This window comes from Brachybacterium squillarum M-6-3 (genome assembly GCF_000225825.1).
Classification (GTDB): domain Bacteria; phylum Actinomycetota; class Actinomycetes; order Actinomycetales; family Dermabacteraceae; genus Brachybacterium; species Brachybacterium squillarum.
In genome coordinates this window covers 721,505-745,508 of record NZ_AGBX01000001.1, presented here as the reverse complement: position 1 = coordinate 745,508, position 24,004 = coordinate 721,505, and the positions used below count along the sequence as shown (strand labels likewise).

The 24,004-nt window shown below is 73.0% G+C and carries 19 protein-coding genes; 12 read left to right on the top strand and 7 right to left on the bottom strand.

All coding sequences use genetic code 11. From position 1 onward, the window contains the following. Positions 1-81 precede the first annotated feature (81 nt). The 5 genes from OM98_RS03270 to OM98_RS16085 all read left to right on the top strand — a co-directional run bounded on the left by OM98_RS03270 (position 82) and on the right by OM98_RS16085 (position 5,894). Positions 82-1,434, top strand: a complete 1,353-nt coding sequence (locus OM98_RS03270) for a four-carbon acid sugar kinase family protein (protein ID WP_010533143.1) — start codon at positions 82-84, stop codon at positions 1,432-1,434. 24 nt (positions 1,435-1,458) lie between these two features. After that, entirely contained in the window at positions 1,459-2,346 is an 888-nt protein-coding gene (locus OM98_RS03265; RefSeq protein WP_010533142.1) for an NAD(P)-dependent oxidoreductase, read from the top strand. A 79-nt stretch (positions 2,347-2,425) separates the two neighbouring features. Continuing rightward, positions 2,426-4,288 carry a cation:proton antiporter domain-containing protein gene (locus tag OM98_RS03260; RefSeq protein WP_010533141.1) on the top strand — a complete coding sequence of 621 codons (1,863 nt, stop codon included), beginning with the start codon at positions 2,426-2,428 and terminating at the stop codon, positions 4,286-4,288. A gap of 32 nt (positions 4,289-4,320) precedes the next feature. Next, positions 4,321-5,031: a response regulator gene (locus OM98_RS16090; RefSeq protein ID WP_245528709.1), complete on the top strand. Its 711-nt coding sequence runs from the start codon at positions 4,321-4,323 to the stop codon at positions 5,029-5,031. Next, entirely contained in the window at positions 5,028-5,894 is an 867-nt protein-coding gene (locus tag OM98_RS16085) for an NAD(P)/FAD-dependent oxidoreductase (RefSeq protein ID WP_245528708.1), read from the top strand. The genes OM98_RS16090 and OM98_RS16085 overlap by 4 nt, the downstream gene beginning before the upstream one ends. Before the next feature lie 16 nt (positions 5,895-5,910). On the opposite strand, the gene OM98_RS03250 is transcribed toward OM98_RS16085, so the two are convergent. Beyond that, entirely contained in the window at positions 5,911-6,696 is a 786-nt protein-coding gene (locus tag OM98_RS03250) for an aminoglycoside phosphotransferase family protein (protein ID WP_010533140.1), read from the bottom strand. A 4-nt stretch (positions 6,697-6,700) separates the two neighbouring features. After that, positions 6,701-7,867 carry an ATP-binding protein gene (locus tag OM98_RS03245; RefSeq protein ID WP_010533139.1) on the bottom strand — a complete coding sequence of 389 codons (1,167 nt, stop codon included), beginning with the start codon at positions 7,865-7,867 and terminating at the stop codon, positions 6,701-6,703. A 270-nt stretch (positions 7,868-8,137) separates the two neighbouring features. Between OM98_RS03245 and OM98_RS03240 the strand changes: the two genes are divergently transcribed. The 4 genes from OM98_RS03240 to OM98_RS03225 are packed head-to-tail and all read left to right on the top strand — an operon-like array spanning position 8,138 to position 13,405. Beyond that, positions 8,138-9,076, top strand: a complete 939-nt coding sequence (locus OM98_RS03240; protein WP_050812634.1) for an ABC transporter permease — start codon at positions 8,138-8,140, stop codon at positions 9,074-9,076. Next, positions 9,073-10,116: an ABC transporter permease gene (locus OM98_RS03235; protein WP_010533137.1), complete on the top strand. Its 1,044-nt coding sequence runs from the start codon at positions 9,073-9,075 to the stop codon at positions 10,114-10,116. Before OM98_RS03240 ends, OM98_RS03235 begins: the two co-directional genes overlap by 4 nt. Next, the gene (locus tag OM98_RS03230; RefSeq protein WP_010533136.1) at positions 10,113-11,774 is read left to right on the top strand and encodes an ABC transporter substrate-binding protein; all 1,662 of its coding nucleotides are present in this window, start codon (positions 10,113-10,115) and stop codon (positions 11,772-11,774) included. The genes OM98_RS03235 and OM98_RS03230 overlap by 4 nt, the downstream gene beginning before the upstream one ends. After that, complete coding sequence (locus tag OM98_RS03225; protein WP_010533135.1) at positions 11,771-13,405, top strand: ATP-binding cassette domain-containing protein; 1,635 nt, start codon at positions 11,771-11,773, stop codon at positions 13,403-13,405. The genes OM98_RS03230 and OM98_RS03225 overlap by 4 nt, the downstream gene beginning before the upstream one ends. Positions 13,406-13,559: 154 nt before the next feature. Here OM98_RS03225 and OM98_RS03220 read toward each other — a convergent pair whose 3' ends face one another. The 5 genes from OM98_RS03220 to iolD form a co-directional block, all read right to left on the bottom strand. Further along, entirely contained in the window at positions 13,560-14,777 is a 1,218-nt protein-coding gene (locus tag OM98_RS03220) for a Gfo/Idh/MocA family protein (protein ID WP_083837677.1), read from the bottom strand. A gap of 32 nt (positions 14,778-14,809) precedes the next feature. Next, positions 14,810-15,679: a sugar phosphate isomerase/epimerase family protein gene (locus OM98_RS03215; RefSeq protein WP_010533133.1), complete on the bottom strand. Its 870-nt coding sequence runs from the start codon at positions 15,677-15,679 to the stop codon at positions 14,810-14,812. Between the two features lie 45 nt (positions 15,680-15,724). After that, complete coding sequence (locus OM98_RS03210) at positions 15,725-16,678, bottom strand: TIM barrel protein (RefSeq protein WP_010533132.1); 954 nt, start codon at positions 16,676-16,678, stop codon at positions 15,725-15,727. A 46-nt stretch (positions 16,679-16,724) separates the two neighbouring features. Continuing rightward, positions 16,725-18,221: a CoA-acylating methylmalonate-semialdehyde dehydrogenase gene (locus tag OM98_RS03205; RefSeq protein WP_010533131.1), complete on the bottom strand. Its 1,497-nt coding sequence runs from the start codon at positions 18,219-18,221 to the stop codon at positions 16,725-16,727. A 63-nt stretch (positions 18,222-18,284) separates the two neighbouring features. Continuing rightward, positions 18,285-20,246 (bottom strand): 3D-(3,5/4)-trihydroxycyclohexane-1,2-dione acylhydrolase (decyclizing), encoded by a 1,962-nt coding sequence (gene iolD, locus OM98_RS03200; RefSeq protein WP_010533130.1) that lies wholly within the window; start codon positions 20,244-20,246, stop codon positions 18,285-18,287. 568 nt (positions 20,247-20,814) lie between these two features. Here iolD and OM98_RS03195 point away from each other — a divergent pair. The 3 genes from OM98_RS03195 (at position 20,815) to OM98_RS03185 (ending at position 23,789) form a co-directional block, all read left to right on the top strand. Then, positions 20,815-22,008 carry a Gfo/Idh/MocA family protein gene (locus OM98_RS03195; protein ID WP_010533129.1) on the top strand — a complete coding sequence of 398 codons (1,194 nt, stop codon included), beginning with the start codon at positions 20,815-20,817 and terminating at the stop codon, positions 22,006-22,008. A gap of 27 nt (positions 22,009-22,035) precedes the next feature. After that, a complete protein-coding gene (locus OM98_RS03190) occupies positions 22,036-23,061 on the top strand; it encodes a sugar phosphate isomerase/epimerase family protein (RefSeq protein WP_010533128.1) in 1,026 nt (341 codons plus the stop codon). Between the two features lie 338 nt (positions 23,062-23,399). Further along, a complete protein-coding gene (locus OM98_RS03185) occupies positions 23,400-23,789 on the top strand; it encodes a tautomerase family protein (RefSeq protein ID WP_010533127.1) in 390 nt (129 codons plus the stop codon). The last annotated feature ends 215 nt before the right edge of the window (positions 23,790-24,004 follow it).

The window sequence follows — 24,004 nt, the reverse complement described above, 5'->3', positions numbered from 1 at the left end:
GCCGCTGTCGCCTCGGATCCATCTCGTGGACGGCCCTCCCCGCATCGCCGCCCGACCCGCACCGTCCGGAAGGACCCCCGCATGGCCCCCGCCCGCCGCCTGCTCGTGCTCGACGACGACCCCACCGGCTCCCAGTGCGTGGCCGGGGTGGACGTGGCCCTGGGGGAGGACCCGGCCGTGCCCGCCGCCGTGCTCCGCGACGCCGGCACGGAGGGCGCCGCCTGCTTCGTGCTCACCAACACCCGCGCCCTGGACGAGAACGAGGCCGTCGCCCTGAACCGCCGCGTGCTCGGCGGGGTGCTGGACGCGGGCGTCGACCCGGCCGGCCTGCACGTGGTCTCCCGCTCCGACTCCACCCTGCGCGGCCACCTGATCGCCGAGCCCGAGGCGATCCGCGCCGAGCTCGCCGACCGGGGGGTCGACGTGGACGGCATCCTGTTCTGTCCCGCCATGATCGAGGCCGGCCGCTTCACCGAGGACGGCATCCACTACGCCACGGTCGACGGCGCCGCCGTGCCCGTCGCCGAGACCGACTTCGCCCGCGACGCCACCTTCGGCTTCCACCACTCCGACCTGCGCGAGGTCCTCGAGGAGCGCTCGGGCGGCGCCGTCCGCGCAGGCGACGTGCTCAGCATCCGCCTCGCCGACATCCGCGAGGGCGGCACCGCCTGGGTGCAGCAGATCCTCGAGCAGGCCCGCGACGGCCGCTGGATCGCCGTCGACGCCAGCCGTTACGAGGACATGGAGACCGTCACCGCGGCCCTTGCCGAGCTCGAGGCCGCCGGCCGCACCTTCATCACCCGCTGCGGGCCCTCCTTCGTGCGGCCCCTGGCCGGTCAGCACGGCGCCACCGTGGTCGAGGCCGACACCCTGGAGATCCCCGCCGGCCGCCTGCCCCATGGCCTCGTGGTGGTCGGCTCCCACGTCGGCCTCACCACCACCCAGCTGCGCGCCGTCCAGCAGCGCGGGAGCCTGGTCGAGGTGGAGCTGCACGTGCCCTCCCTGCTCGACGAGCGCCGCGAGGGGCACCTCGCCGAGGTCGCCGAGCGCCTCACCGCGGCGCTCGCCGAGGACGACTGCGTGGTCTACACCAGCCGTGACCTGATCCGCACCGAGGACCCCGCGGCCTCACTGGCCATCGCCCGCCGCGTCTCCGACGCCGTCGTCGAGGCGGTGCGCCGCGTCCGCACCGCCCGGCCCGCCTGGGTCGTCGCCAAGGGCGGCATCACCTCCCACGAGGTCGCCGCCTCCGGCCTGGACATGCGCCGCGCCGAGGTGGTCGGCCAGTTCTGGCCCGGTCAGGTCTCCCTCTTCGCCACCGTCGACGCCCCCGATGAGGTGATGGGCATGCCCTACGTGGTCTTCCCCGGCAACGTCGGCGGCGAGCAGGCCCTCGCCGACGTCGTCGACCGCCTCACCGCCGCCACCCGCTGACCCGTCCCACCCCAGGAGCCCCGCATGTCCGCCACCCCCACCGTCGGCTGGATCGGCCTCGGTGCGATCGGCGCCCCCATGGCCCGCGCCGCCGCCACCGCCGGCCTGCCCGTCACCGCCTTCGACCTGAACCCCGCCGCGCTCACCGCCCTCGCCGACGTCGCGACCCCGGCTGCCAGCGCCGCCGAGGCGGCCACGGGCGCCGACGTGGTGGTGCTGATGGTCGCGACCCCCGCCCAGCTCGAGGCGGTGCTGCACGGCGAGCACGGCATCGTCGGCGCCCTCACCGCGGAGACGACCCTGCTGATCATGGCGACCGTCGGCCCCGCCGCCCTCGAGGAGGCGGTGCGCTCGCTGACCTGGACCACCTCCCGCATCGTCGACGCGCCCGTCTCCGGCGGCACCGCCCGTGCGGCCACCGGCGATCTGCTGGTGATGGTCGGCGGGGCCGCGGAGGACGTCGCCCGGGCCCGGCCCGTGCTGGACGCCCTCGCCGCCAGCGCCCCCGTGGTCGGCCCGCGTCCGGGCGACGGCCAGCGGGTGAAGATCGTCAACCAGCTGCTGTGCGGCGTGCACATCGCCGCCGCCGGGGAGGCGCTCGCGCTCGCCGAGGCGATGGGCCTGGACCGCGGCCAGGTCCACGAGGTGCTCGGCGGCGGGGCCGCCGCCTCCTTCATGCTCGCCGACCGCGGCGCCCGCATGGTCGCCGAGGACTACGACGCGGTGAAGTCCGCGCTGACCATCTTCGTCAAGGACATGGGGCTGGTCACCGAGGCCGCCGCGGAGGCGGGGCAGGAGGTCCCGCTGGCGAGGACCGCCGCCGCCCTCTACCGCCGCGGCGACGAGCAGGGCCTCGGCGCGAAGGACGACTCGATCGTCTACCGGCTGCTGCGGGAGGGCCCCGCCGACTGACCCGCGCGGGCGGGGCCTGGATCACGGGGGCCGGGCACAGCGGACGGATCGACCCTCGCGCTGAGGCAGAATCATCGCCGTGGACGTCCTGCTGCTCATCGTCGGCCTCGCCATCACCGTGCTCGCCGGTACCGCCCTCGCCTCCCGGCTGCGCATCCCCGCGCCGATGGTGCTGCTCGCCGTCGGCCTGATCGCCTCCTTCCTGCCCTTCGTGCCCACCGTCGAGCTGACCCCGGCGATGGTGTTGTTCGGCCTGCTGCCGCCCCTGCTGTACGCCACTGCGCTGCAGACCTCGATCCTCGACATCCGCGCGAACCTCACCTCGGTGATCCTGCTGTCGGTGGTGCTGCCCGTGGTGACCACCCTGGTGGTGGCCGTGGTGGTGATGCAGCTGCTGCCCGAGGTGGGCTGGGCCGTCGCCATCGCCCTCGGCGCCGTCGTCGCCCCGCCCGACGCGGTCTCCGCCAGCGCCGTCGCCCGCCGCATCGGCCTGCCCCGGCAGATCGTCACCGTGCTCGAGGGCGAGTCGCTGTTCAACGACGCCACCGCCCTGGTGTCCCTGCGCACCGCCATCGCCGCGATCTCCGGCAGCGTCGCCGTGCTCACCATCGGCCGGGACTTCCTGGTCGCCGCCGGCGGCGGCCTGCTGATCGGCCTGTTGGTCGCGGCCGTCGTGATCCGGGTGCGGCGCTTCGTGCGCGACCCCCTGATCGACACCGGCATCTCCCTGGTGATCCCCTTCGCCGCCTACCTGGTGGCCGAGGAGATCGGCGCCTCCGGGGTGATCTCGGTGGTGGTGGCCGGCGTCCTGATCGGGCACAAGGCCCCCATCGTGCAGACCTCCGGCTCCCGCATCACCGAGCGGATCACCTGGAACTCCATCGCCTACCTGCTCGAGCACGCCGTGTTCCTGCTGATCGGCCTGCAGGCCGCGCGGATCATCGCGGGTCTGGACTCCGCCGCCTCCGGCCTCGCGGCGCTGGGCTTCTGCCTGGTCGTGCTGCTGACGGTGATCGTGGTGCGCATGGTGTGGGTCGGCGCGGTCACGATGATCCAGAACCTCGGCCGCGCCCCCGCCGAGCGCGAGCCCCTCTCCCACGCCGTGGTGATCGGCTGGGCCGGCATGCGCGGCGTCGTCACCATCGCCGCCGTGTTCGTCATCCCCGCCGGCGTCCCCCACCACGACGTGCTGGTCCTCGCCGCGCTGACCGTCGTGCTGGGCACCCTCTACCTGCAGGGACTCACCCTGCCCTGGCTCACCCGGAAGCTGCACGTGCGGCCCGAGGACCCGGCCGCCGACGCCCTGGCCCGCGCCAGCCTGCTGCACAAGGCGGGGGAGGCCGGGCTGGCCGAGCTCGCCGAGTGCGAGGCCGATGCCCCCGCCGAGGTCTGCACCGACATCCGCAACCGCGTCGAGCAGCGCGACTTCGCCGCCTGGGAGCGGCTGTCCACCACGGCGGGGGAGGAGTCGCCCAGCGAGGCCTACACCCGGGTGCGACGCCGGATGCTGCGCGCCGAACGGGCCCGTGTGCTGGAGATCCGCTCCGAGGGCGAGGTGCCCTCCGGGGTGATCCGCGAGGTGCTCGGCATGCTCGACGTCGAGGAGTCGATGCTCGACGAGGGCGACGTCGCCGAGGAGGTCCGCCCCCTGATGGTCGCCACCGGCAGCGGCGAGGGCGGCACCTGCGACGACCTCCGCTCCCACCCCTCCGTGCCCGCCGCCACCCAGGCCGACGACCTTGCCTGCCCCGAGTGCCTCGAGGAGGGCACCCGCTGGGTGGCGCTGCGGCGCTGTCTGGACTGCGGGCACGTCGGCTGCTGCGACAGCTCCCCGGGCCGCCACGGCACCCGCCACTTCCACGACACCGAGCACGCCGTCATGCAGTCCTGCGAGCCGGGCGAGACCTGGCGCTGGTGCTTCGTGCACCGCGTGACCGCCTGACCCGCACGTGTCCCACCCGCGAAGGAGCCCCGATGAGCACCCCCACCATCCCGCTCGCCCCCGCCGACGCCCCCGTCATCCTGCTGCTCACCCAGGACAACATCGACGTGCTGCGCGCCCAGTTCGCCCGCTACCAGCACGAGTACCAGAAGCAGGTGGAGAGCTCCTTCGCCGACGCCCTCGCCCGGATCGACGCGCAGGACGCCGCCGGGGTGCCGCTGGCCCTGATGGTGCTGGACACGACCGTGCCGATGGGCGAGATGAAGGAGGCCCTGCACGCCCAGCGGGCCATGGTCCCCACCGCCCGCCGCCTCGCCGTCACCCCCTGGTCGCACTTCCTGGACCACGTCGAGAAGATGCGCCACAAGGTGCAGATGGGCGCCTTCGACGCGCACCTGCTGATGCCCCGCGGGGTGCGCGACGAGGAGTTCCACTCGCCCGTCGTGGAGCTGCTGAACGAGTGGACCGCCACCGTCGCCCCGCCGCAGGTGGAGACCCTCCGCATCATCGCCCCCGAGGGGCATCCCGTCGCCCGCGACCTGCACGACTACCTGTTCCGGTTGGGCTCCCCGCACGGCATGCACGCCCCCGAGTCCGAGGCCGGGCAGGCGGCGCTCGCCGAGCACGAGGGGGAAGAGGGCGTCTGGCCGCTGGTCGCCGCCCCCGGCCGTCCCGTGCAGCTCTGCCCGGACGTGCGCACCCTCGCCCGTGAGCTGTACGGCCGGCCGGCACCAGCTCCATGATCCGCAACTACCTGGGCTTCCCCCGCGGCATCTCCGGGATGCGGCTCGCCACCCGCGCCCGCAGCCAGGCCACCCGCTTCGGTACCCGCTTCTTCTCCGGCTGGGAGGTGGAGCGCCTGGTCCCCGGCACCGACGGGGAGCCCCACGAGGTGCACACCGAGGCCGGCTGCCTGCAGGCCCGCGCCGTCGTCGTCGCCACCGGCGTCGCCTATCGCCGCCTCGGGGTGGAGAGCCTCGAGGCGCTCTCCGGCCGCGGCGTGCACTACGGCGCCGCGATGAGCGCCGCCCGGGAAATGGTCGACCGGGACGTGGTCGTCGTCGGCGGCGGCAACAGCGCCGGTCAGGCCGCCGTGCACCTGGCGCGCTTCGCCCGCTCGGTGACGATCATGGTGCGCCGCGAGGACCTGCGGCCCACCATGTCCGCCTACCTGATCACCGAGATCGAGGCCAACCCGCGCATCACCGTGCAGGGCCACACCCACGTCGTCGACGGCGGCGCCGACGAGACCGGCGACCTGGCCTGGATCGACACCGAGAGCACCGTCGAGGACGGCGCCGCACCCGAGCGCCGCGCCGTGCAGGGCCTGTTCCTGCTGCTCGGCGCCGAGCCGAACTGCGACTGGCTGCCGGAGTCGGTGCGCCGCGACCCCAAGGGCTTCGTGCTCACCGGCCGTGACGTGCCCCGCGAGGACTGGCGGGGCGACCTCCCGCCCGAGGGCCTGGAGACCTCCGTGCCCGGAGTCTTCTGCGCGGGAGACGTGCGCTCCGGCTCGATGAAGCGCGTGGCCTCCGCGACCGGCGAGGGCGCAGGCGTGGTCTCCCTGATCCACGAGCACCTTGCCCGGGTGGGCGCCGCCCGCTGAGGACGGGCGGGCGGGGTCAGTCCGCCCAGCGCTCCCGCAGCAGGTGCAGCAGCGCGTCGATGCGGGCGTTGATCCGCAGGACGCCGTCCGGATCGAGGATCGACAGCAGCAGCTGCAGCCGGTCGGTCAGGGCCGAGCCGCAGGAGGCGTGCGCCCAGTCCACCAGGGTGACCGTGCCGTCCTCGGCCAGCAGCATGTTGTCTGCCCGGAGGTCGGTGTGGACCAGGGTGTCTCCGGCCAGCGCCGCGATGCCGCGCTCGGAGGCCTCGACCAGCTCCGGCAGACGCCCCGCGACCCAGGCGTCGAGGCCCGGCGGGGGAGCGGCCGCGAGCCGCGCGAACCCCTGCAGGTCGGGGCCGAGGACCTGCTCGGTGCCGGCCAGGTCCGGGACGGGGCAGGGTGTGGCGGCCGCGGCCAGCTCCCCGAGGGTGGCCACCACCCGGTCCAGCTGCGCCGGCCGCCAGGGCTGGGCGGGCATCTCCCCGGGCGCCGCCTCGATGACCAGCACCAGCCACTCGCCCTCGCGGAACACGTCCCGCAGGGCGGCGGCCGGCACGTCCCCCGGCAGGGCGGCCAGGGTCGCGGCCTCGCGCTCATTGTTCGCGAAGGAGTCCCCGCCGTCGGTGGGGCGGACGGCCTTCACGAACGCTTTCGCCCCGTCGCTCGTGGTGACGAGCTCGGCGGTGCTCGCCGAGAAGCCGCCCCGACAGGGGCGCGTGGCCACCACCTCCGCGCCCAGCGCCCCGGCCACCCGGGCGCGGACCGAGGCGGGCAGGTCGTCCCAGCGCAGTCTCGTCGTCATCGCGCTAGGGGACCTGACGATCGATGAACGCCGCCATCCCGGGAACGGTGAAAGCGACGATCCCGTGATCCGGGGCGTAGATCAGACCCTTATGGATGAGAGTGGCGCGCGCCGGTCCCAGGCTCCCGACGGATCGTCCGAGCCGTGCGGCGACCTCGCCGGTCGCCACCGAGCGGTCGCCTTCGGGGCACATGGCTCGGAGGTAGGACTTCTCCGCGCCGGTGGTCCGGTCCCACCGTGCCCGGAAGAAGCCGTTGTCCAGGTGGTTCTGACCCAGCGCGACACCCAGGCGGGCGTCGTTGACCTCGATCGTCGTGCCGTCGGCGACGTTCCAGGACTCCTGCCCGAACTGCTGGAGAAAGTACGGGTACGTCCCGGCGGCCGCGACGACGTGGCTCAGCGCGTCACCGGTCCAGCGCACCCCTTCTCCTGACGCCGGCTCGACCAGAGCCGCCTCGGCCTCGGAGCGACCCAGCTTCTCGATCGGGTGGTAGCGGAAGCGCTCCGAGTAGGACTTCGCCTCGGCGAGCGTCTGCGGAAGACTCGGCAGTCCGGCGAGGGCGAAGAGTGCGGGAACATCATCGGTTGCGACGGACTGCATGATGGCGGCCAGGGTGGTCAGCTCGTCGGCGGTCAGGTCCTGGGCCTCGTCGATGAGCACGGCCAGGCCCGCGCCAGACTCGCCGGCCGCCATCGCGACGTCGTGGACCACCTTGGTCAGGTCCGTCAGCAGGACCCCGCTGTTCGCTGCGCCGCCAGAGGCGCCACTCAGATCGAGGCCGAAGCTCCAGGTGCCGGTGGAGTCGTAGGACGCCTTGAAGGACAGTGCGGTCTTCAGCGCGCGGAGGAGCTGGGAGCCGGCTGAGGGGCGAGCGAGGTCGGACAACGGCCCATAGAGGCCTTCGCCGGTCATCTCGCGCAGGCTCCGTCGTGAACCCGCCTCGACATGGACGGTCAGCCAGTCGCGAGCGGCGGCATCCTTGCGCAGGCGTGTCAGCAGCACGGTCTTGCCGACGCCTCGGAGTCCGTACAGGATCATCGGCTGATCCGTGCGCCCTGCCTCAGCGCGCTGCAGGGAAATGGCCCAGTCCCGAATCACGGGGTCACGCCCGACAAGCGCCGAAGGGCGGCGCCCGGCTCCGGGCACGTAGGGGTTGCGGATCGGATCCATCTGTCTCCCGGGGTCTCTAGCGATCTATAGAAATGTATAGCGATTCCCTATACCTCGCTACACATGGCTAGATCTTGGGGATCGGCCAGGGATGAGGGTCCTCCTCGCCCCTCCGTCCCGTGGAGTCCGGGCGCGCCGAGTCGCGTCCGGCGCGTTCCCTGGACCCCGGGGTGTGACCTGGTCGGAGTGTGACCGACCGGGCTCCCGGCGGCGGCCTCGGCGGTGCCATACTGTCCAATGCTGATGTTTTGATGATCGAAAGCTGTGGTGATGACGGCAACGACGTCCCCGCCGGTGGAGACCCCGCCGGGCCGCGAGGACCGCCCCGCGCGGCCCTCCCTGTGGCGCGCCTTCCTGCGCCCCGTGCCCCTGGCCGCCGCCGGGATCGTCCTGATCAGCGTGCTCGCCGCCCTGTTCGCCCCGCAGATCACGGCCCTGAGCGGCAACGATCCCTTCAGCTACGACCCCGACGCCCTCGGCGCGGACACCGCCCCGCTCGGCGCCTTCGGCGGCGTCAGCGCCGAGCACTGGTTCGGCGTCGAGCCCAGCACCGGCCGCGACCTGTTCTCCCTGGTCGTCTACGGCGCCCGCGTCTCGCTGCTGGTCGGCCTCGCCTCCACGCTCCTGGCCACCTTCATCGGCGTCGTGCTCGGCGTGATCGCCGGCGCCGTCGGCGGAGCCGTGGAGAAGCTGGTGGACTTCGCCACTGACGTCACCCTCGGCTTCCCCTTCCTGGTGTTCGCCATCGCCCTGAGCGCGCTGTTCCCGCCCGAGGCGCCCCGCGCCCTGCTGCTCACCCTGGTGATCGGCATGTTCGGCTGGCCCACCATCGCCCGCGTCGTCGCCGCCGAGACCCGCGTCGTGGTCAGCCAGCCCTACGTGACCGCCTCCCGGGTGATGGGCGCCCGCTTCGGCCACCTGTTCCGCCACCAGGTGCTGCCCAACGTCGCCTCCACCGCGATCGTCTACTCCTGCATCTCCCTGCCCGGCCGCATCGCCGCCGAGGCCACGCTGTCCTTCCTCGGCGTCGGCATGCAGCCGCCCACCCCCTCCTGGGGCCGCTCCATCGGCGACGCGATCAACTGGCTGCTGGTCGACCCCGCCTTCCTGCTGTTCCCCGCCGCCGCGCTGTTCCTGGTCACCTTCGCCTTCAACATCCTCGGCGACACCCTGCGCGACGCCCTCGACCCCCGTGGAGGTGCGGCATGAGCCTCGCCCTGCAGCGCATCGCCCGCAGCCTCGGCGTCCTCGTCGTCGTGCTAACCCTCACCTACGCGATCTTCTACCTCACCCCCGTGGACCCGGCGCTGCGCATGTGCGGCAAGCCCTGCTCCCCGGAGGACCTCGAGGCCGCCCGCGGCTTCATGGGCTTCGACACCCCCTGGTGGAACCAGCTCGGCACCTTCTTCCTCGGCATCGTCGCGGGCCGCACCTACGGCAGCGCCGAGGCGGCCGTGCAGTGCGCCGCCCCGTGCCTCGGCTACTCCTTCCAGTACCACCAGGACGTCACCGGCCTGCTGGCCGAGCGCTTCCCGATCACCCTGTCCATCGCCCTCGGCGCGATCGTGCTGCAGTCGGTGCTCGGCATCGGCGCGGGCATGCTCGCCGCCCGCCGCCCCGGCTCGCTGCTGGACCGCGTGGTCACCGCCCTGTCCGTCGTCAGCGCCTCCGCCCCCGCCTTCGTGGTGGGCCTGCTCGCGGTCGTGGTGGTGTCCCTGCGCCTGGGCTGGCTGCCCAGCGGCGGCTACGAGCCCTTCCTCGACGGGCCCGTCGAGTGGGCGCGGCACCTGATCCTGCCCTGGACCACCCTGGCCTTCATCTACGGCGGGATCTACGCCCGCCTGGTGCGCTCCTCGATGATCGAGCAGCTCGGCCTGGACTACGCCCGCACCGCCCGCGCCGCCGGCCTGCCCGAGCGCCGCATCGACCGCTACGCCCTGCGCAACCTCGCCGTCCCGCTGGTCACCCTCATCGCCCTCGACGTCGGCGCGCTGCTCGCCGGCGCCGTCATCACCGAGCGCATCTTCGGCCTGCCGGGCCTGGGCGCCCTGCTGCTGGACGCCACCTCCACCGCCGACCTGCCCGTCATCGTCGGCGCCACCTTCCTCGGCTCGCTGCTGATCGTCCTCGCCAACCTGAGCGCCGACCTGCTGCGACCCGTCCTCGACAAGCGGCTCGCCGACGGCGGCCGCCGTCGCCGCCACGATTCGACCCCCTCCGCACCGACCCCTCAGGAGACCGCCTCATGACCACCCGCCCCACCCGTCGCGTCCTGCTCGCCGCCGGCCCCCTCGCCCTCGGTCTCGGGGCCCTCGCCGCCTGCTCCGGCGGCTCCGACAGCGGCTCGGGCGGCTCCACCGGCGGAACCCTGACCATCTACACCAACAGCGAGGAGATGGGCTTCGACCCGGCGACCAGCCAGTCCCTCGCCATCACCTCCCTGGGCCTGACCGCGCGCCGCCTCACCGCCTGGAACACCAGCGCCGACGCCCCCACCGAGCTGATCCCCGACCTCGCCACCGACACCGGCACCCCCTCCGACGGCGGCCAGACCTGGACCTTCACCCTGAAGGAGGGGCTGCTGTTCGAGGACGGCACCCCCATCACCGCCGCCACCGTGAAGTACGGCCTGGAGCGCTCCTTCGCGCCCGAGCTCACCGGCGGCCTCAGCTACCACAAGGTGCTGCTCGAGGGCGGCGAGGACTACGAGGGCCCCTTCGACGGCGAGCACCTCGACTCCATCGAGGCGGCCGACGAGCTCACCCTGGTGCTGCACCTGAACCGCCCCTACGGCGACTTCGGCTGGATCGCCTCCACCCCCGCCTTCGCCCCCGTCCCCGAGGACTCCGGCGAGCCCGAGAGCTACGCGACCGCGCCCGTCGCCAGCGGTCCCTACCGGATCGCCTCCTACTCCGCCGGCAACAGCGTCGTGCTGGAGCGCAACGAGAACTGGTCCGCCGACACCGACGACGCCCGTACCGGCGGCCCCGACTCCATCGAGTTCGCCCTCGCCCAGGACGCCAGCGTCGTGGCCCAGTCGATCATCGCCGACACCGGCGACGCCCAGGACTCCTTCCTGGCCAGCTTCGTGCCCACCGCCCAGCTGGTGCAGGCCCAGAACGACCCGAACGTCGGCGACCGCCTGGTGACCTCCGGCCCCGGGGCGCTCGAGTACCTGGCGCTGAACACCCAGTCCGAGGCCCTGTCCGACGTGCAGGTCCGCACCGCCCTGCAGTACGCCGTCGACAAGGAGGCCTACCGCACCTCCAAGGGCGGGGAGATCTCCGGCGACTTCGCGACCACCCTGATCACCCCCGGCATCGCCGGCCGCGAGGAGTACAACCTCTACGCCGAGGACCCCAGCGGCGACGTCGACGAGGCCACCCGCCTGCTGGAGGAGGCCGGCGCCACCGACCTCGAACTGCGCCTGGTCATCACCGAGGACCAGACCTCGGCCGCCGAGGCCATCCAGCAGGGCCTGGACCGCGCAGGCATCACCGTCTCCATCGAGACGATGGACGAGAACGCCTACAGCTCCGAGGTGTACGCCGGCGACGGCAGCGCCTACGACCTGCTGATCCGCTCCTGGCAGCCCGACGTGCCTTCCCCGAACGCGAACCTCACCCCGCTGTTCGACTCCAGCCAGATCGGCGAGGGCAACTACAACGTCTCCCGCTACGACAACCCCGAGGTGGACGAGGCGATCCTCGAGGCCTCCTCCACCCTGGACACCGAGGAGGCGCAGGCCCGGTGGGTCGCCGTGGACCGCCAGATCCTCGAGGACTCCCCGGTGGTGCCGCTGATCTACTCGAAGAACTCCTTCATCCACGGCTCCGGCGTCTCCACCTTCGTGATCGGCGAGTTCCCCGCCTACCCGAACTACCTCACGGTGACGCTGGGCGAATGAGCGACGGCGACGAGCTCCTCACCCTCGCCGGTCTCCACGTGGAGATCGGCGAACGGACCATCGTGTCCGGCCTGGACCTCAGCGTGCAGGCCGGACGCATCACCGCGCTGGTCGGCGAGTCCGGCTCCGGCAAGAGCATCTCCGCGATGTCCACCATCGGCCTGCAGCCCCCGGGCGCGCGGGTCGCGGGCAGCGCGCGGCTGCGCGGGGACGAGCTCGTCGGCCGCTCGGCCGGGGACCTGCGGCGGATCCGCGCCCGCCGCGTCGGCACCGTCTTCCAGGAGCCCGGCCGCTCCCTCTCCCCGGTGATGACCGTGTCCGCCGTGTTCCGGGACGTGCTCGCGGTGCGGGAGGACCTGCGCGGCCGGGAGCGGGTGCGGGAGCGCACGGCGGAGCTGCTGGCCGCGGTGGGCCTGCCCGATCCCGGGCGCACCGCCGGCTCCTACCCGCACGAGCTCTCGGGCGGCGAGCTGCAGCGCGTGATCATCGCGCTCGCGCTCGCCGGGGACCCGGAGCTGCTGATCGCCGACGAGCCCACCACCGCGCTGGACGTCACCGTGCAGCGCGGCATCCTCGAGCTGCTGCGGCGCATCGTCGCCGAGCGCGAGGTGGGGGTCCTGCTGATCACGCACGACATGGGCGTGGTCGGGGAGATCGCCGACACCGTGGTGGTGCTGAAGGACGGCGCCGTGCGGGAGGCCGGCACGCTGCGGCAGGTGCTCACCGACCCCCAGGACACGTACACCCGGGAGCTGCTGACCGCCGTGCCGCGGCTGGAGGAGTCCGTGGCGGCGCGCGCCCAGATCGTCCCGCCGGAGGTGCCCGAGGGCGCCCCGCCCGCCGTGCGGGTCGAGGGGCTGAGCGTCGAGTACCGCCGCCGCGGCGCGAGCCACCGCGCCCTGGACGACGTCTCCCTCGAGATCGCCCCCGGCCACATCCACGGCCTGGTGGGGGAGTCCGGCTCCGGCAAGTCCACCTGGGGCAAGGCCATCGCCGGACTGGTCCCGGTCACCGCCGGCACCGTGGAGCTGGACGGCGTGGACCCCTCCGCGCGGGGCCGCGCCGAGCGCCGCCGCACCTACGCCCGCCTGGGCATGGTGTTCCAGGACCCGGCGTCCTCCCTGAACCCGCGCCGCACCATCGGCTGGTCCATCGCCGAGCCGCTGCACCTGGCCGGACACGCCCCCCGCGGCGGCACAGAGGCCCGGGTGCGGGAGGCACTGGAGCTGGTGCAGCTGCCCGGCTCCTACGCGAGCCGCCTCCCGCACGAGCTCTCCGGCGGGCAGCGGCAGCGGGTCTCCATCGCCCGCGCGCTGATCCACGGCCCCTCCCTGCTGATCGCCGACGAGCCCACCAGCGCCCTGGACGTCACCATCCAGGCGCACGTCATCGACGTGCTGCGCGAGGCGATCGCCGGCGCCGAACTGGCCTGCCTGTTCATCAGCCACGACCTCGCCGTGGTGGGCTCACTGGCCGATCACGTCACCGTGCTGCGGCAGGGCCGCGTGGTCGAGCAGGGCCCCACCGCCCGCGTGCTCGGCGACCCCCGGCAGGAGTACACCCGCAACCTCCTGGCCAGCGTCCCCGACCCCGAGCGCCGCCTCCACGAGGACGACCCCGCCCCCGCCTGAGCGGCCGCGCGGGTGCCTCGCGGCCCCGGCCTGGAAGTCGGCACGCGTGCCCCACCGCCCCGCCCTGTCCATCCGATGCACTCAGGTGACAGGTGGCGTGCACTATGCATCCCACCTGTCACCTGAGTGCATCCGGTGGACACCCGCCCGCGGATCAGACGCCGGGCACGGCCTCCCAGGCGCGGGAGGCGGCCGAGCGGTCGATGGCCTCGCCCACCTCGGCGGCGTGCAGGCCGTCCGCGGCGGTCGGGGCCCGGTGGGTGCCGCGGGTGACGTCGGAGACGAAGGCGGCGGCCTCGATGGTCTTGAGGTCGTCGAAGCTCATGGGGATGCCGGGGCCCGGCTGGTAGCGGGCGAAGTCGCCGTGGCCGGGGCCGGCCAGCACGGTGGTGTAGCCGTGCTCGGTGCCGCCGTCGCCGATCTGCACCTCGAACTCGTTCATCCGGGTGAAGGACCAGCGGGCCGAGCCCTCGGTGCCGAACACCTCGATCGCGTAGTCGCTGCGATGACCGCGCGCCACGCGGGAGGACTCCAGCGTGGCCTGCGCCCCGCCGTCCAGCCGCGCCAGGGCCGCCACCCAGTCCGGGTTCTCCACCGGGCCGTGCTCGGAGGAGACCTCGCGGGCCTGGTTGCCGATGCCCGCGCCGGTGGGGATGGGGCGGGTCGGGATGAACACGTCGGTCATCGCGGTGACCTCGGCGACCGCCTGCCCCGTCACGTACCGCACCAGGTCCGCGCCGTGGGAGAGCAGGTCCCCGATCACCCCGTTGCCGGCCAGCTCCCGGCTGTAGCGCCAGGTCAGGGGGCCGTCGGGGGAGGCGGCGTAGTCCGCGACGAACCAGCAGCGCACGTTCGTGACCCTGCCCAGCCGTCCCGCGGAGACCAGCTCGCGCAGGTGGGCGATCGCGGGGGCGTGGCGGTAGTTGAAGCCCACCGCGGTCGCGACGCCCGCCCGGTCCGCGGCCTCGCGGATCTCCCGGGACTGCGCGGCGGAGACGCCCATCGGCTTCTCGATCCAGAAGGGCTTGCCGGCCTTCGCGGCCGCGACCGCGAGGTCCCGGTGCAGGGCGTTCGGGGAGCAGATGGAGACCACGTCCACAGCCGGGTCGGCCAGCAGCTCCTCCACGGTCCCCACGGCGCGCTCGAACCCGTACTGCGACAGCGCCGCCTCCCGGTTCGCGGGCACCGGATCGGCCGCCGCGACCAGGCGGGGCGCCACCCCCAGCTCCGGGTAGCGCGAACGCACCCGCTGGTACGAGGTGGCGTGCAGCCGCCCCATCCAGCCCAGGCCTATCACGCCGACGCCCAGCTCGCGCGGGCCCTCGGGCTCCGGTCCGACCGGTGAACCGGCCGCCGTGCTCGTGCCTCTCATGCTCGTACCACCCGTGCCCGTGCCACCCATGCTCAGTCGCCCCCCAGCTCGGCGAGGATCCGCTCGCGCATCCGGCGGTGGATCGCGTCGGCCTCCTCCTCCCAGCCGAAGACGCACACCGAGACCGGCCCGTCGTACTCCCGCTCCCGCAGGGAGGCGAAGGCGGCGTCCCAGTCGATCTCCCCGTTGCCGATCTCGTTGTGCTGGTGCACGCGGGCGTCGACGCCGGGCGGGTTCACGATGTAGCGGTTGCCGACGTTCGCGGTGTGGTCGAAGACGTCGGCGATGTGCAGGTGGCGCAGCCTCTCCCCCGCGTAGTCCATCATCGCCCGCGGGTCCCGGGCGCCCCGGCCCAGGTGGAAGGCGTGCGGGAAGCAGAACTCGTAGTTCAGCCAGTCCCGGTCCACGCCGCGGATGATCTGCACGGCCCGGTCGTTCTCCTCGACGAAGTCGTAGGGGTGGGCCTCGATGGTGCACTCGATGCCGTAGCGTTCGAAGACGGGGATCAGCTCCTCCATCGAGCGGTAGAACTGGTGCTCGCTCTCGCGCGGCCGGTTCGGATCGCCGGAGAACTCGGTGGCGATCAGCGGCACCTCGAGGGCGTCGGCGATCTCCAGCAGGCGCCTCCAGTTGCGCACCTGCGCCTGGCGCTCCTGCTCGTCGGGGCTCGCCCAGTCGAACACCGGGTTGAACGTCCAGATCTTCGCCCCGCTGTCCCGCATGGCCTGCTGGACCTCGGCGATCTGGTGGCGGTCCACCTTGGGGTAGTGGTGCCACTCGTGGAAGTCCGCGCGGGGGGACAGCTCCAGGTAGCGGTAGCCGAGCTCGGCGGCCTTGTGGAGCTCCTCGGCGACCGAGAGGTGGGGGTGGTACATGCTCGGATCCAGCAGGACCTTCACCATGACGGGTCTCCTTCGCAGGTCAGGGGGTCGACGACGGGGCGCGGGTCAGCGCAGGCCCAGGCCGCAGTCGGCCAGGAACTCGCGGGTGGCGATCGCGTTGGGCAGCGGCAGGGACGGGTCGCAGGGGTAGAGGTCCTGCTCGCAGATCACGTACAGGTCCTTGTCGAGGGTGGCGAGCTTCGCGACCAGGTCCCGCATGTCCGGCAGGCCCGCCGGGGGCCGCACCGAGGCGCCCTTGGCGACGGCCTCCCCGAAGGGCCAGTCCTCCTCGTGGGCCTGCCGGGTGATGTCCGGGTCGAAGGCCTTGATGTGCACGTAGCCGATCCGCTCGGGGTACTCGTCGATCATCGCGATCGGGTCGCCGCCGCCGTAGACCACGTGCCCGGTGTCCAGGCAGAAGGACACCACCTCCGGGTCGGTGGCGGCGAAGATCGCGGCGATCTCCTCGGGGGTCTCGATGTGGCTGTCCCCGTGGGGGTGCAGCACCATGGTCAGCCCGTAGTCCTGCTTCATGATGCGTCCCAACTCGTTGGCGTTGGTGACGTACTGCCGCCACGCCTCGCCGCTGAGCTCCCGCTCGTCGGTGAACTGCCAGGTCTTCTCGTCGCGGTACATCGGCGGCAGGTGCACCATGTACTCCGCACCGACGGCCGCATGGGTCTCGGCGATCGCCCGAAAGGTGCGCTCGGTCTCCGGCCACGCCTCCGCCTGGTGCAGCACGCCCCAGCCGGTGCCGGCGACGACGCGGAAGCCGTGCTCGTCCATCACCGAGCGCAGCTGCGCCGCGTCCTGCGGGAAGTATCCCCAGGGCCCCGTCTCCATCACCGAGAACCCGGCCTCCGCCATCTCCGCCATCGCCGTGCGCCAGGGGATCTGCTGCGGGTCCTCGGGGAACCACACGCCCCACTGGTCGGGGCACACCCCGATGGTGAGACGGTCGAAGGGCGCCTCCGGGTTGCGGGAGCGGTCCGGGGATCCGGCGGGAGTCGGGTCGGTCATCTGGGGTCTCTCCTTCGAGACGGGAACGGCGGGCCGGGAAAGGGGCTCAGTCGTGGGTCGGGAAGCTCATCGAGCTCTCGACGGTCTCGTTCTGCGCCGGCCAGCGGGTGGTGACGGCCTTCTGGCGGGTGTAGAAGCCGACGGCCTCGGGGCCGTGCGCGTGGTGCTCCCCGAACAGCGAGTCCTTCCAGCCGCCGAAGGAGTAGTAGCCCACGGGCGTCGGGATCGGCACGTTGATGCCGATCATGCCCACCTGCACCTCCTCCTGGTAGCGGCGGGCGTAGTGCCCGGAGTCGGTGAAGATGGCGGTGCCGTTGCCGAAGGGGGAGGAGTTGACCAGCTCCAGCGCCTCGTCGAAGTTGTCGGCGTGCATGACCACCAGCAGCGGCCCGAAGACCTCGTCGGTGTAGGTGGAGTGGGTGCGGTCCAGGTCGGTGATGACGGTGGGGCCGACGAAGTTGCCGCCCTCGAAGCCCGCGACGACCAGGCCGCGGCCGTCGACGATGATGCGCCCGCCGGCCTGCTCGGCCTCGTCGGTCATGCGCACCACGCGGTCGCGGGCGTCGGCGGTGATCACCGGCGGCATGTCGGTGGCGGAGTCCTCGCCGGGGCCGACCACCAGCTTCTCCGCCTCGGCGGCGATGGCCTCCAGGAAGCGCTCGTGCACGTCGCCGACGGTCACCGCGACCGGCACCGCCATGCAGCGCTCCCCGGCGGAGCCGAAGGCGCCCGAGGCGATCTGGGAGGCGGCGAACTCGATGTTCGCGTCGGGCATCACCACGGCGTGGTTGTTGGCGCCGCCGAGGGCCTGCACCCGCTTGCCGGCCGCGGACGCGGTGGCGTGCACGTGCTGGGCGATGGGGGTGGAGCCCACGAAGGAGACGGCCGCGATGCCGGGGTTCGTGCACAGCGCGTCGACGGTGGCCTTGCCGCCGTGGACCACCTGGAACACGCCGTCGGGCAGGCCGGCCTCCTGGTAGAGGCGGGCGATGATGTTCGAGGCGGAGGGGTCCCGCTCGGAGGGCTTGAGGATGAAGGCGTTGCCGGTGGCGATCGCGATGGGGTGCATCCAGAACGGCACCATCGCGGGGAAGTTGAAGGGGGTGATGCCGGCGACCACGCCGAGGGGCTGGCGCATGGTGTGGGCGTCGACGCCGGAGGAGACGTTCTCGGAGAAGCCGCCCTTGAGGTCCTGGGTGATGGAGGTGGCGAACTCGAGGGTCTCCAGGCCGCGGGCGATCTCGCCCTTCGCGTCGGGCAGGGTCTTGCCGTGCTCGCGGGTGATGGCGGCGGCGATCTCGTCGACGGCGTCGAGGACCAGCTGCCGCATCCGGTAGAGGATCTGGGTGCGCTTGGACAGCGACACCCCGGCCCACTCCTTCTGGGCGGCGGCGGCGACCTGCACGGCGCGGTCGACGGTGTCGGCGTCGCCGAGCTGCACGGTGCCGACCTGGGCCCCGGTGGCGGGATTGAGGATGGGCTGGGTGGAGCCGGTGCCGGGCTCCTCTCGGCCGTCGATCCAGTGGGTGATGTCGTAGGTCATGGGGCCCTCCTCGGGCGTGACGGGGTGCGGTCGGTCGGGTTCGGGGGCGCTGTCAGAGGCAGGTCAGAGGTAGTGGCGCTGCGGGGCCCGGGCGGCCTCGTACTCGGCGGAGGCGCGCTGGGTGCTCTCCAGGCGGGAGGTCTGGGAGACGGGCACGTCCCACCAGCCGGAGCCGGGCGGGTGCGGGCCGTAGAGGTTCGTGTTCACGACGATGGCCGTGGCCTCGGCGGACCTCTCCGCGCGTCGGTAGGCCTCGCGGAAGCACTCGGTGTCGGAGACCTCCTGCACCTCCAGGCCGTAGGAGCGGATGTTGGCGGGGATGTCGAAGGGCAGCGTCGACCCGTCGAGCTTCCCGCTGCTCTCGTCGCGCATCCGGTACTTCGTGCCGAAGCGCTGGGAGCCGAGGGACTCCGAGAGCGCCCCGATGGAGGACCAGCCGTGGTTCTGCAGGACCACCAGGATCACCTTGAGCCGCTCGGCGACGATGGTGGCGATCTCCTGCGGGGCCATCTGGAAGGTGCCGTCGCCGATGATCGCGACCACCTCGGAGTCCGGCGCGGCCATCTTCACGCCGAGCGAGGCGGGCAGCTCGTAGCCCATGCAGGAGTAGCCGTACTCCAGGTGGTACTGCTGCGGGGAGCGGGCCTTCCACAGCGCCTGCAGGTCGCCGGGCATGGAGCCGGCGGCGTTGATGACCACGTCGGTGTCGCCCATCAGCTCGTTCAGGGCGCCGAAGATCTCCGTCTGGGCGGGCAGCTCCTGGTCGTGGGGTGCGAAGCAGGGCGCCACCAGCTCCTCCCAGTCGGCGCGCAGGGCGCGGGCGCGCTCGCCGTGGGCGGCGGGCGCCGTATAGCCGGTCAGCTCCTCGCGCAGCGCGTCCAGGCCGGTGCGGGCGTCGGTGACGACCATTTCGGCGGAGTGCTTGGCGGCGTCGAAGGCCTTGACGTTGAGGTTCACGAAGCGCGCCGCGGGGTTCCGGAACGCGGTGTGGGAGGCGGTGGTGAAGTCGGTGTAGCGGGTGCCGACGCCGATGATCACGTCGGCCTCCGCCGCGAGCGTGTTGGCGGCGTCGTTGCCGGTGGCGCCCACGCCGCCGATGCACAGCGGGTGGTCGGCGTGCAGGGCGCCCTTGCCGGCCTGGGTGTCGAGCACGGGGATGCCGGTGGCCTCGGCGAAGGCGGCCAGGGCCTCGCTCGCCTCGGCGTAGACCACGCCACCGCCGGCGACGACGACGGGTTTCTCGGCCCCGCGGATCACTGCGGCGGCGCGCTGCAGGGCGGCGGGCTCGGGCACGGGACGGCCGACGTGCCAGGTGCGTTCGCGGAAGAACTCCAGCGGCCAGTCGTGGGCCTCGGCCTGCACGTCCTGCGGCAGGCAGATCGTCACGGCGCCGGTCTCGGCGGGATCGGTGAGCACCCGCATCGCCGCCAGGGCCGAGGGGATCAGCTGCTCGGGCCGCCAGATGCGGTCGAAGAAGCGGGAGACGGGGCGGAAGGCGTCGTTGACGGAGACGTCGGCGGCGCGCTCGTCCTCGAGCTGCTGCAGCACCGGGTCCACGGCGCGGCTGGCGAAGATGTCGCTGGGCAGCAGCAGCACGGGGATGCGGTCGATGGTGGCCAAGGCGGCGCCGGTCACCATGTTGGTGGAGCCGGGGCCGATCGAGGCGGTGCAGGCGAAGGTCTGCAGCCGGTGGCGGGTGCGGGCGTAGGCCACGGCCGTGTGCACCATGTTCTGCTCGTTGCGGGCCTGGTAGTACGGCATCGGGGCCTCGTCCTCGGCGCCGTCGCCGCGGGCCGGGTCCTCGAGCTGCTGCAGCAGCGCCTGGCCGATGCCGGCCACGTTGCCGTGCCCGAAGATGCCGAAGGCACCGGGGATGAGCCGCTGACGGGTGCCGTCGCGCTCGCTGTACTGCGCGGCGAGGAAGCGCACCAAGGCCTGGCCGACGGTGAGCCGGACGGTGCCGTCCGGGCTGTTCGGGGCAGTCGAGATCGTGCCCGGGTCGGCGGGGTGCTGGGGGTGGCTCATGCTGCCTCCGTGGGGCGGCCGGTATGCGCGGGACGCGGGGCCGTGGGATCGGACCGCCGGAGGGGACGCCTCGACGGTGAGTGCGGATGCCCCCAGCATGGTCGGGTGCGCCGTCGCTGTCAACACTTTGTCAGAACATGGTGACGATGGAGGCGGACGGCGGCCGTGGATCCGTGCCCCACCAGGCCGGATCGTGCCCCGATCGACCCCTTCCGGAGTCGCTCGGAGCGTGCTAGCGTGCCGGTACGTCAGGTTCGGGACGTGATCTGGACCGGACAAAGATGCTTGCGCTCTTGACGGTGAGCGGACAAAGATCGGTCGCCATCGCGCTGCTCGACCCCGCGCCGGCGGGCCCCGACCCCACCGGCCCGACTCCACCGGCCCGACCCCGAGCGGATCTCACCCGCTCCGCTCGTCCCGACCTCATCGACACCTCATCGACCCCGCTCCGATCGACACCGAGCCGATCGGACCTCGCCGCCCCGGATCCCGGGACGGCTCCCCCTCCCCGACCCCGCCGCGCGGCGGGACCTATCGCTGATCAGCGCCGATCGCCCAGGAGGCACCCATGAGCGCAGCACCCCTGTCCGTCGCCGTCATCGGAGCCGGCATGGCCGGCCGCACCCACGCCAACGCCTGGCGGCAGGCCGGCACCGTGTACGAGCTCGGCCTGCCCCCGGTGCGGCTCGCCACGATCGCCGACGCCCACCTGCCCTTCGCCGAGGACGCGGCCGCCCACTACGGCTACGAGAAGGCCGTGGGGGACTGGCGCGAGGTGGCCGAGGACCCGAGCATCGACGTGGTCTCCATCGTCGTCGGCAACGCCCTGCACCGCGAGATCGCCGAGGCCATGGCCGACGCCGGCAAGCACGTGCTGTGCGAGAAGCCCCTGGCCGGCACCCTTGAGGACGCCGCCGCGATGGCCGCCCTGCAGGAGGCCCACCCCGAACTGGTGCTCGCCACCGGCTACACCTTCCGCCGCAACGCGGGCATCGCCATGCTCGCCAAGCTCGCGGCCGAGGGCGACCTGGGGACCCCCTCCCACCTCGACGCCCACTACTGGGCCGACTACGGCGCCGACCCGAACACCCCCATCGCCTGGCGGTACAAGGGCCCGATGGGCTCCGGGGCCCTCGGCGACGTCGGCAGCCACATGGTCGACTCCGCCGAGCTGGTCATGGGGCCGATCGCCGAGGTCTCCGGCGCGCAGCTGGTCACCACCATCACCGAGCGCCCGGTCATGACCGGCGCCGTCTCCGGCGGGCGCGGGGTCACCGCCGACGCCGACGCCCCGCGCGAGGCCGTGGAGAACGACGACGTCGCCACCTTCACCGCCCGCTTCGCCTCCGGCGCCGCCGGCACCTTCTCCTGCTCACGGGTGGCCTTCGGCCTGCCCAACGACAAGACCCTCACCGTGCTCGGCACCGGCGGCTCCGCCCGCTGGGAGCTGCACCGAGGCGGGGAGATCCAGCTCGCCGACGCCAGCTCCCCGGCCGGCCGGGGCGGCCTGCGCCAGGTGCTGGTGAACCCCGAGTTCCCCTACTATGCCAACGGCTCCTCGATGGCCTTCGCCGGGGTGGGCCTGACCCAGGTCGAGCAGTTCACCTACCAGGCCCACGCCTTCCTGCAGCAGGTCGCGGGCATCACCGAGGGCGCACTGCCGCCCTGCGCGAGCTTCGCCGACGGCTACCGGCAGATGCGCATCCTCGCCGCCGTCGCCGAGTCCGCCGCCCGGCACGGCGCTGCCGTCGCCATCGACTGACCCCCTCGTCCCGAAAGGACTCCCCGCATGGCCTTCACCTACGGCGCCTACACCGCCTGCCTCCAGGACCGCTCCCTGCCCGAGGCCCTCGACGTCCTGCGCGGCGTCGGCCTCACCGGCGCGGAGGTCAACACCGGCGGCTTCATCCCCGCCCCGCACGCCCCGCTGGACCCGCTGCTGGGCAGCTCCCGCGAACGGGACCGGCTGCGCGGGGTCTTCGCCGACGCCGGGATGGAGCTGACCGGGCTGACCGCCTCCGGCAACCCCCTCTCGCCGCTGCCCACCGAGGGGCTCATACACGCCCACGACCTGCGGCGCACCATCGATACGGCGGGCCTGCTGGGCGTGCGCGACGTGGTCGCCATGTCCGGCACCCCCGGCACCGACCCAGGCGCCCGCTACCCGGCGTGGGTCGTGAACCCCTGGAACGGCATCGACCTCGAGGTGCTCGAGTACCAGTGGTCGGTGGCGGTGCCGTTCTGGAAGGAGATCGACGCCCTCGCCCGGGAGCGCGACGTGCGGGTGGCGCTCGAGATGCACCCCCGCAACCTGGTGTTCTCCCCGCCCAGCTTCGAGCGCTTCGTGGAGCTCGTGGAGCCGACGAACATCGGGGTGAACCTCGATCCCTCGCACCTGTTCTGGCAGCAGATGGACCCGATCGCCTGCATCGAGCGGCTTGGCTCCCACATCACCCACGTCCACGCCAAGGACACCGCGATCCTGCCCGGCGCGGCGGTGCGGGGCGTGCTGGACACCGACTTCGGCCCCGTGCCGGAGGATCCGGCCGCGCGCGTGCCCACCGGCATCGGCCACGACTGCTCCACCTGGCCCAGCGACCCGGCCTGGCGCTTCGTCGCGATCGGGGAGGGCAGCGACCCCGTCGCCGGCGCCCACGACGTGGACTACTGGGCCCGGTTCCTCACGGCGCTGGCCGCGGTGGACCCGGACCTGGTGGTGAACATCGAGCACGAGGACGCCGCCTTCGGCCGCGAGGAGGGCATCGCCCGCGGCGCCGCCGCCCTCCTCGCCGCCGCCGACCAGACCGGAGCCTGACCCGGTCCGTCCCGGTCCCTCGGCCCTCTCGCTGGGCCGGCTGGACCGTGAACTTCTACTCGCCTCACTTCCCTGTGTGGAAGGGAGCCGAGCAAAACCGAGGGTGGCCGGGGCAGGTGCGACGTGGCGCGCGACCACCGACCGAGGCACGCCCGCTGCGCATCCCGTCCGAGCTTTTGTGCGCTCACGAGCCAGCAGCGGTTCGTGAGTGAACAAAAGTCCACGACGCCCGCCCGGCACCCGCGCCGGGCCCCGTTCGCACCCGCGTCGTGTCCCGGCCACCCGGCCCCGCGCCCCTTTTCCCGCCCCGTCCCTCGCCTTTCCCAAGGAGTCGTCCCATGCCCCTGGTCCGCATCACGCAGCAGGATGTCCGCACGCCCGAGCAGAGCCGTCGCCTGGCCGACCTGGTGCAGGAGGTGATGCGCGAGCACTTCGCCGCGCCTCCCGGCGACCGGTACCAGATCCTCGAGACCCTGCCCGTCGGCGCGATCATCGCCGAGGACACCGGGCTCGGCATCGAGCGCAGCGAGGGGGTGGTCATCATCCAGATCACCCAGCAGGGCCGCTCGCAGGAGCAGAAGCAGGCGATCTTCGCCGCGCTCGCCGAGCGGCTGGCCCAGGAGGACCTGGTGCGGCCGGAGGACCTGGTGATCTCGATCGTGGGGAACCAGCGGGAGGACTGGTCCTTCGGGCACGGCCGCGCCCAGTTCCTCACCGGGGAGCTCTGAGGAGGTCCCGACCGCACGACCGTCCGCCGGTCCCTCCGCCGCCCGTTCCGCGGGCCCCGCGGGGGCGCGCACACCGCCTCCCGACATTCCTCGGATCTTTGTATGGACAAAGCGTGGATCGCGTGCCAGCATAGGGGCACGACGGGCGAGGCGGCCCACCGGCCGGCCCGCCCCCGCACGGACATCGCCCGCCCACCGACATCGTCGTCGAGAAC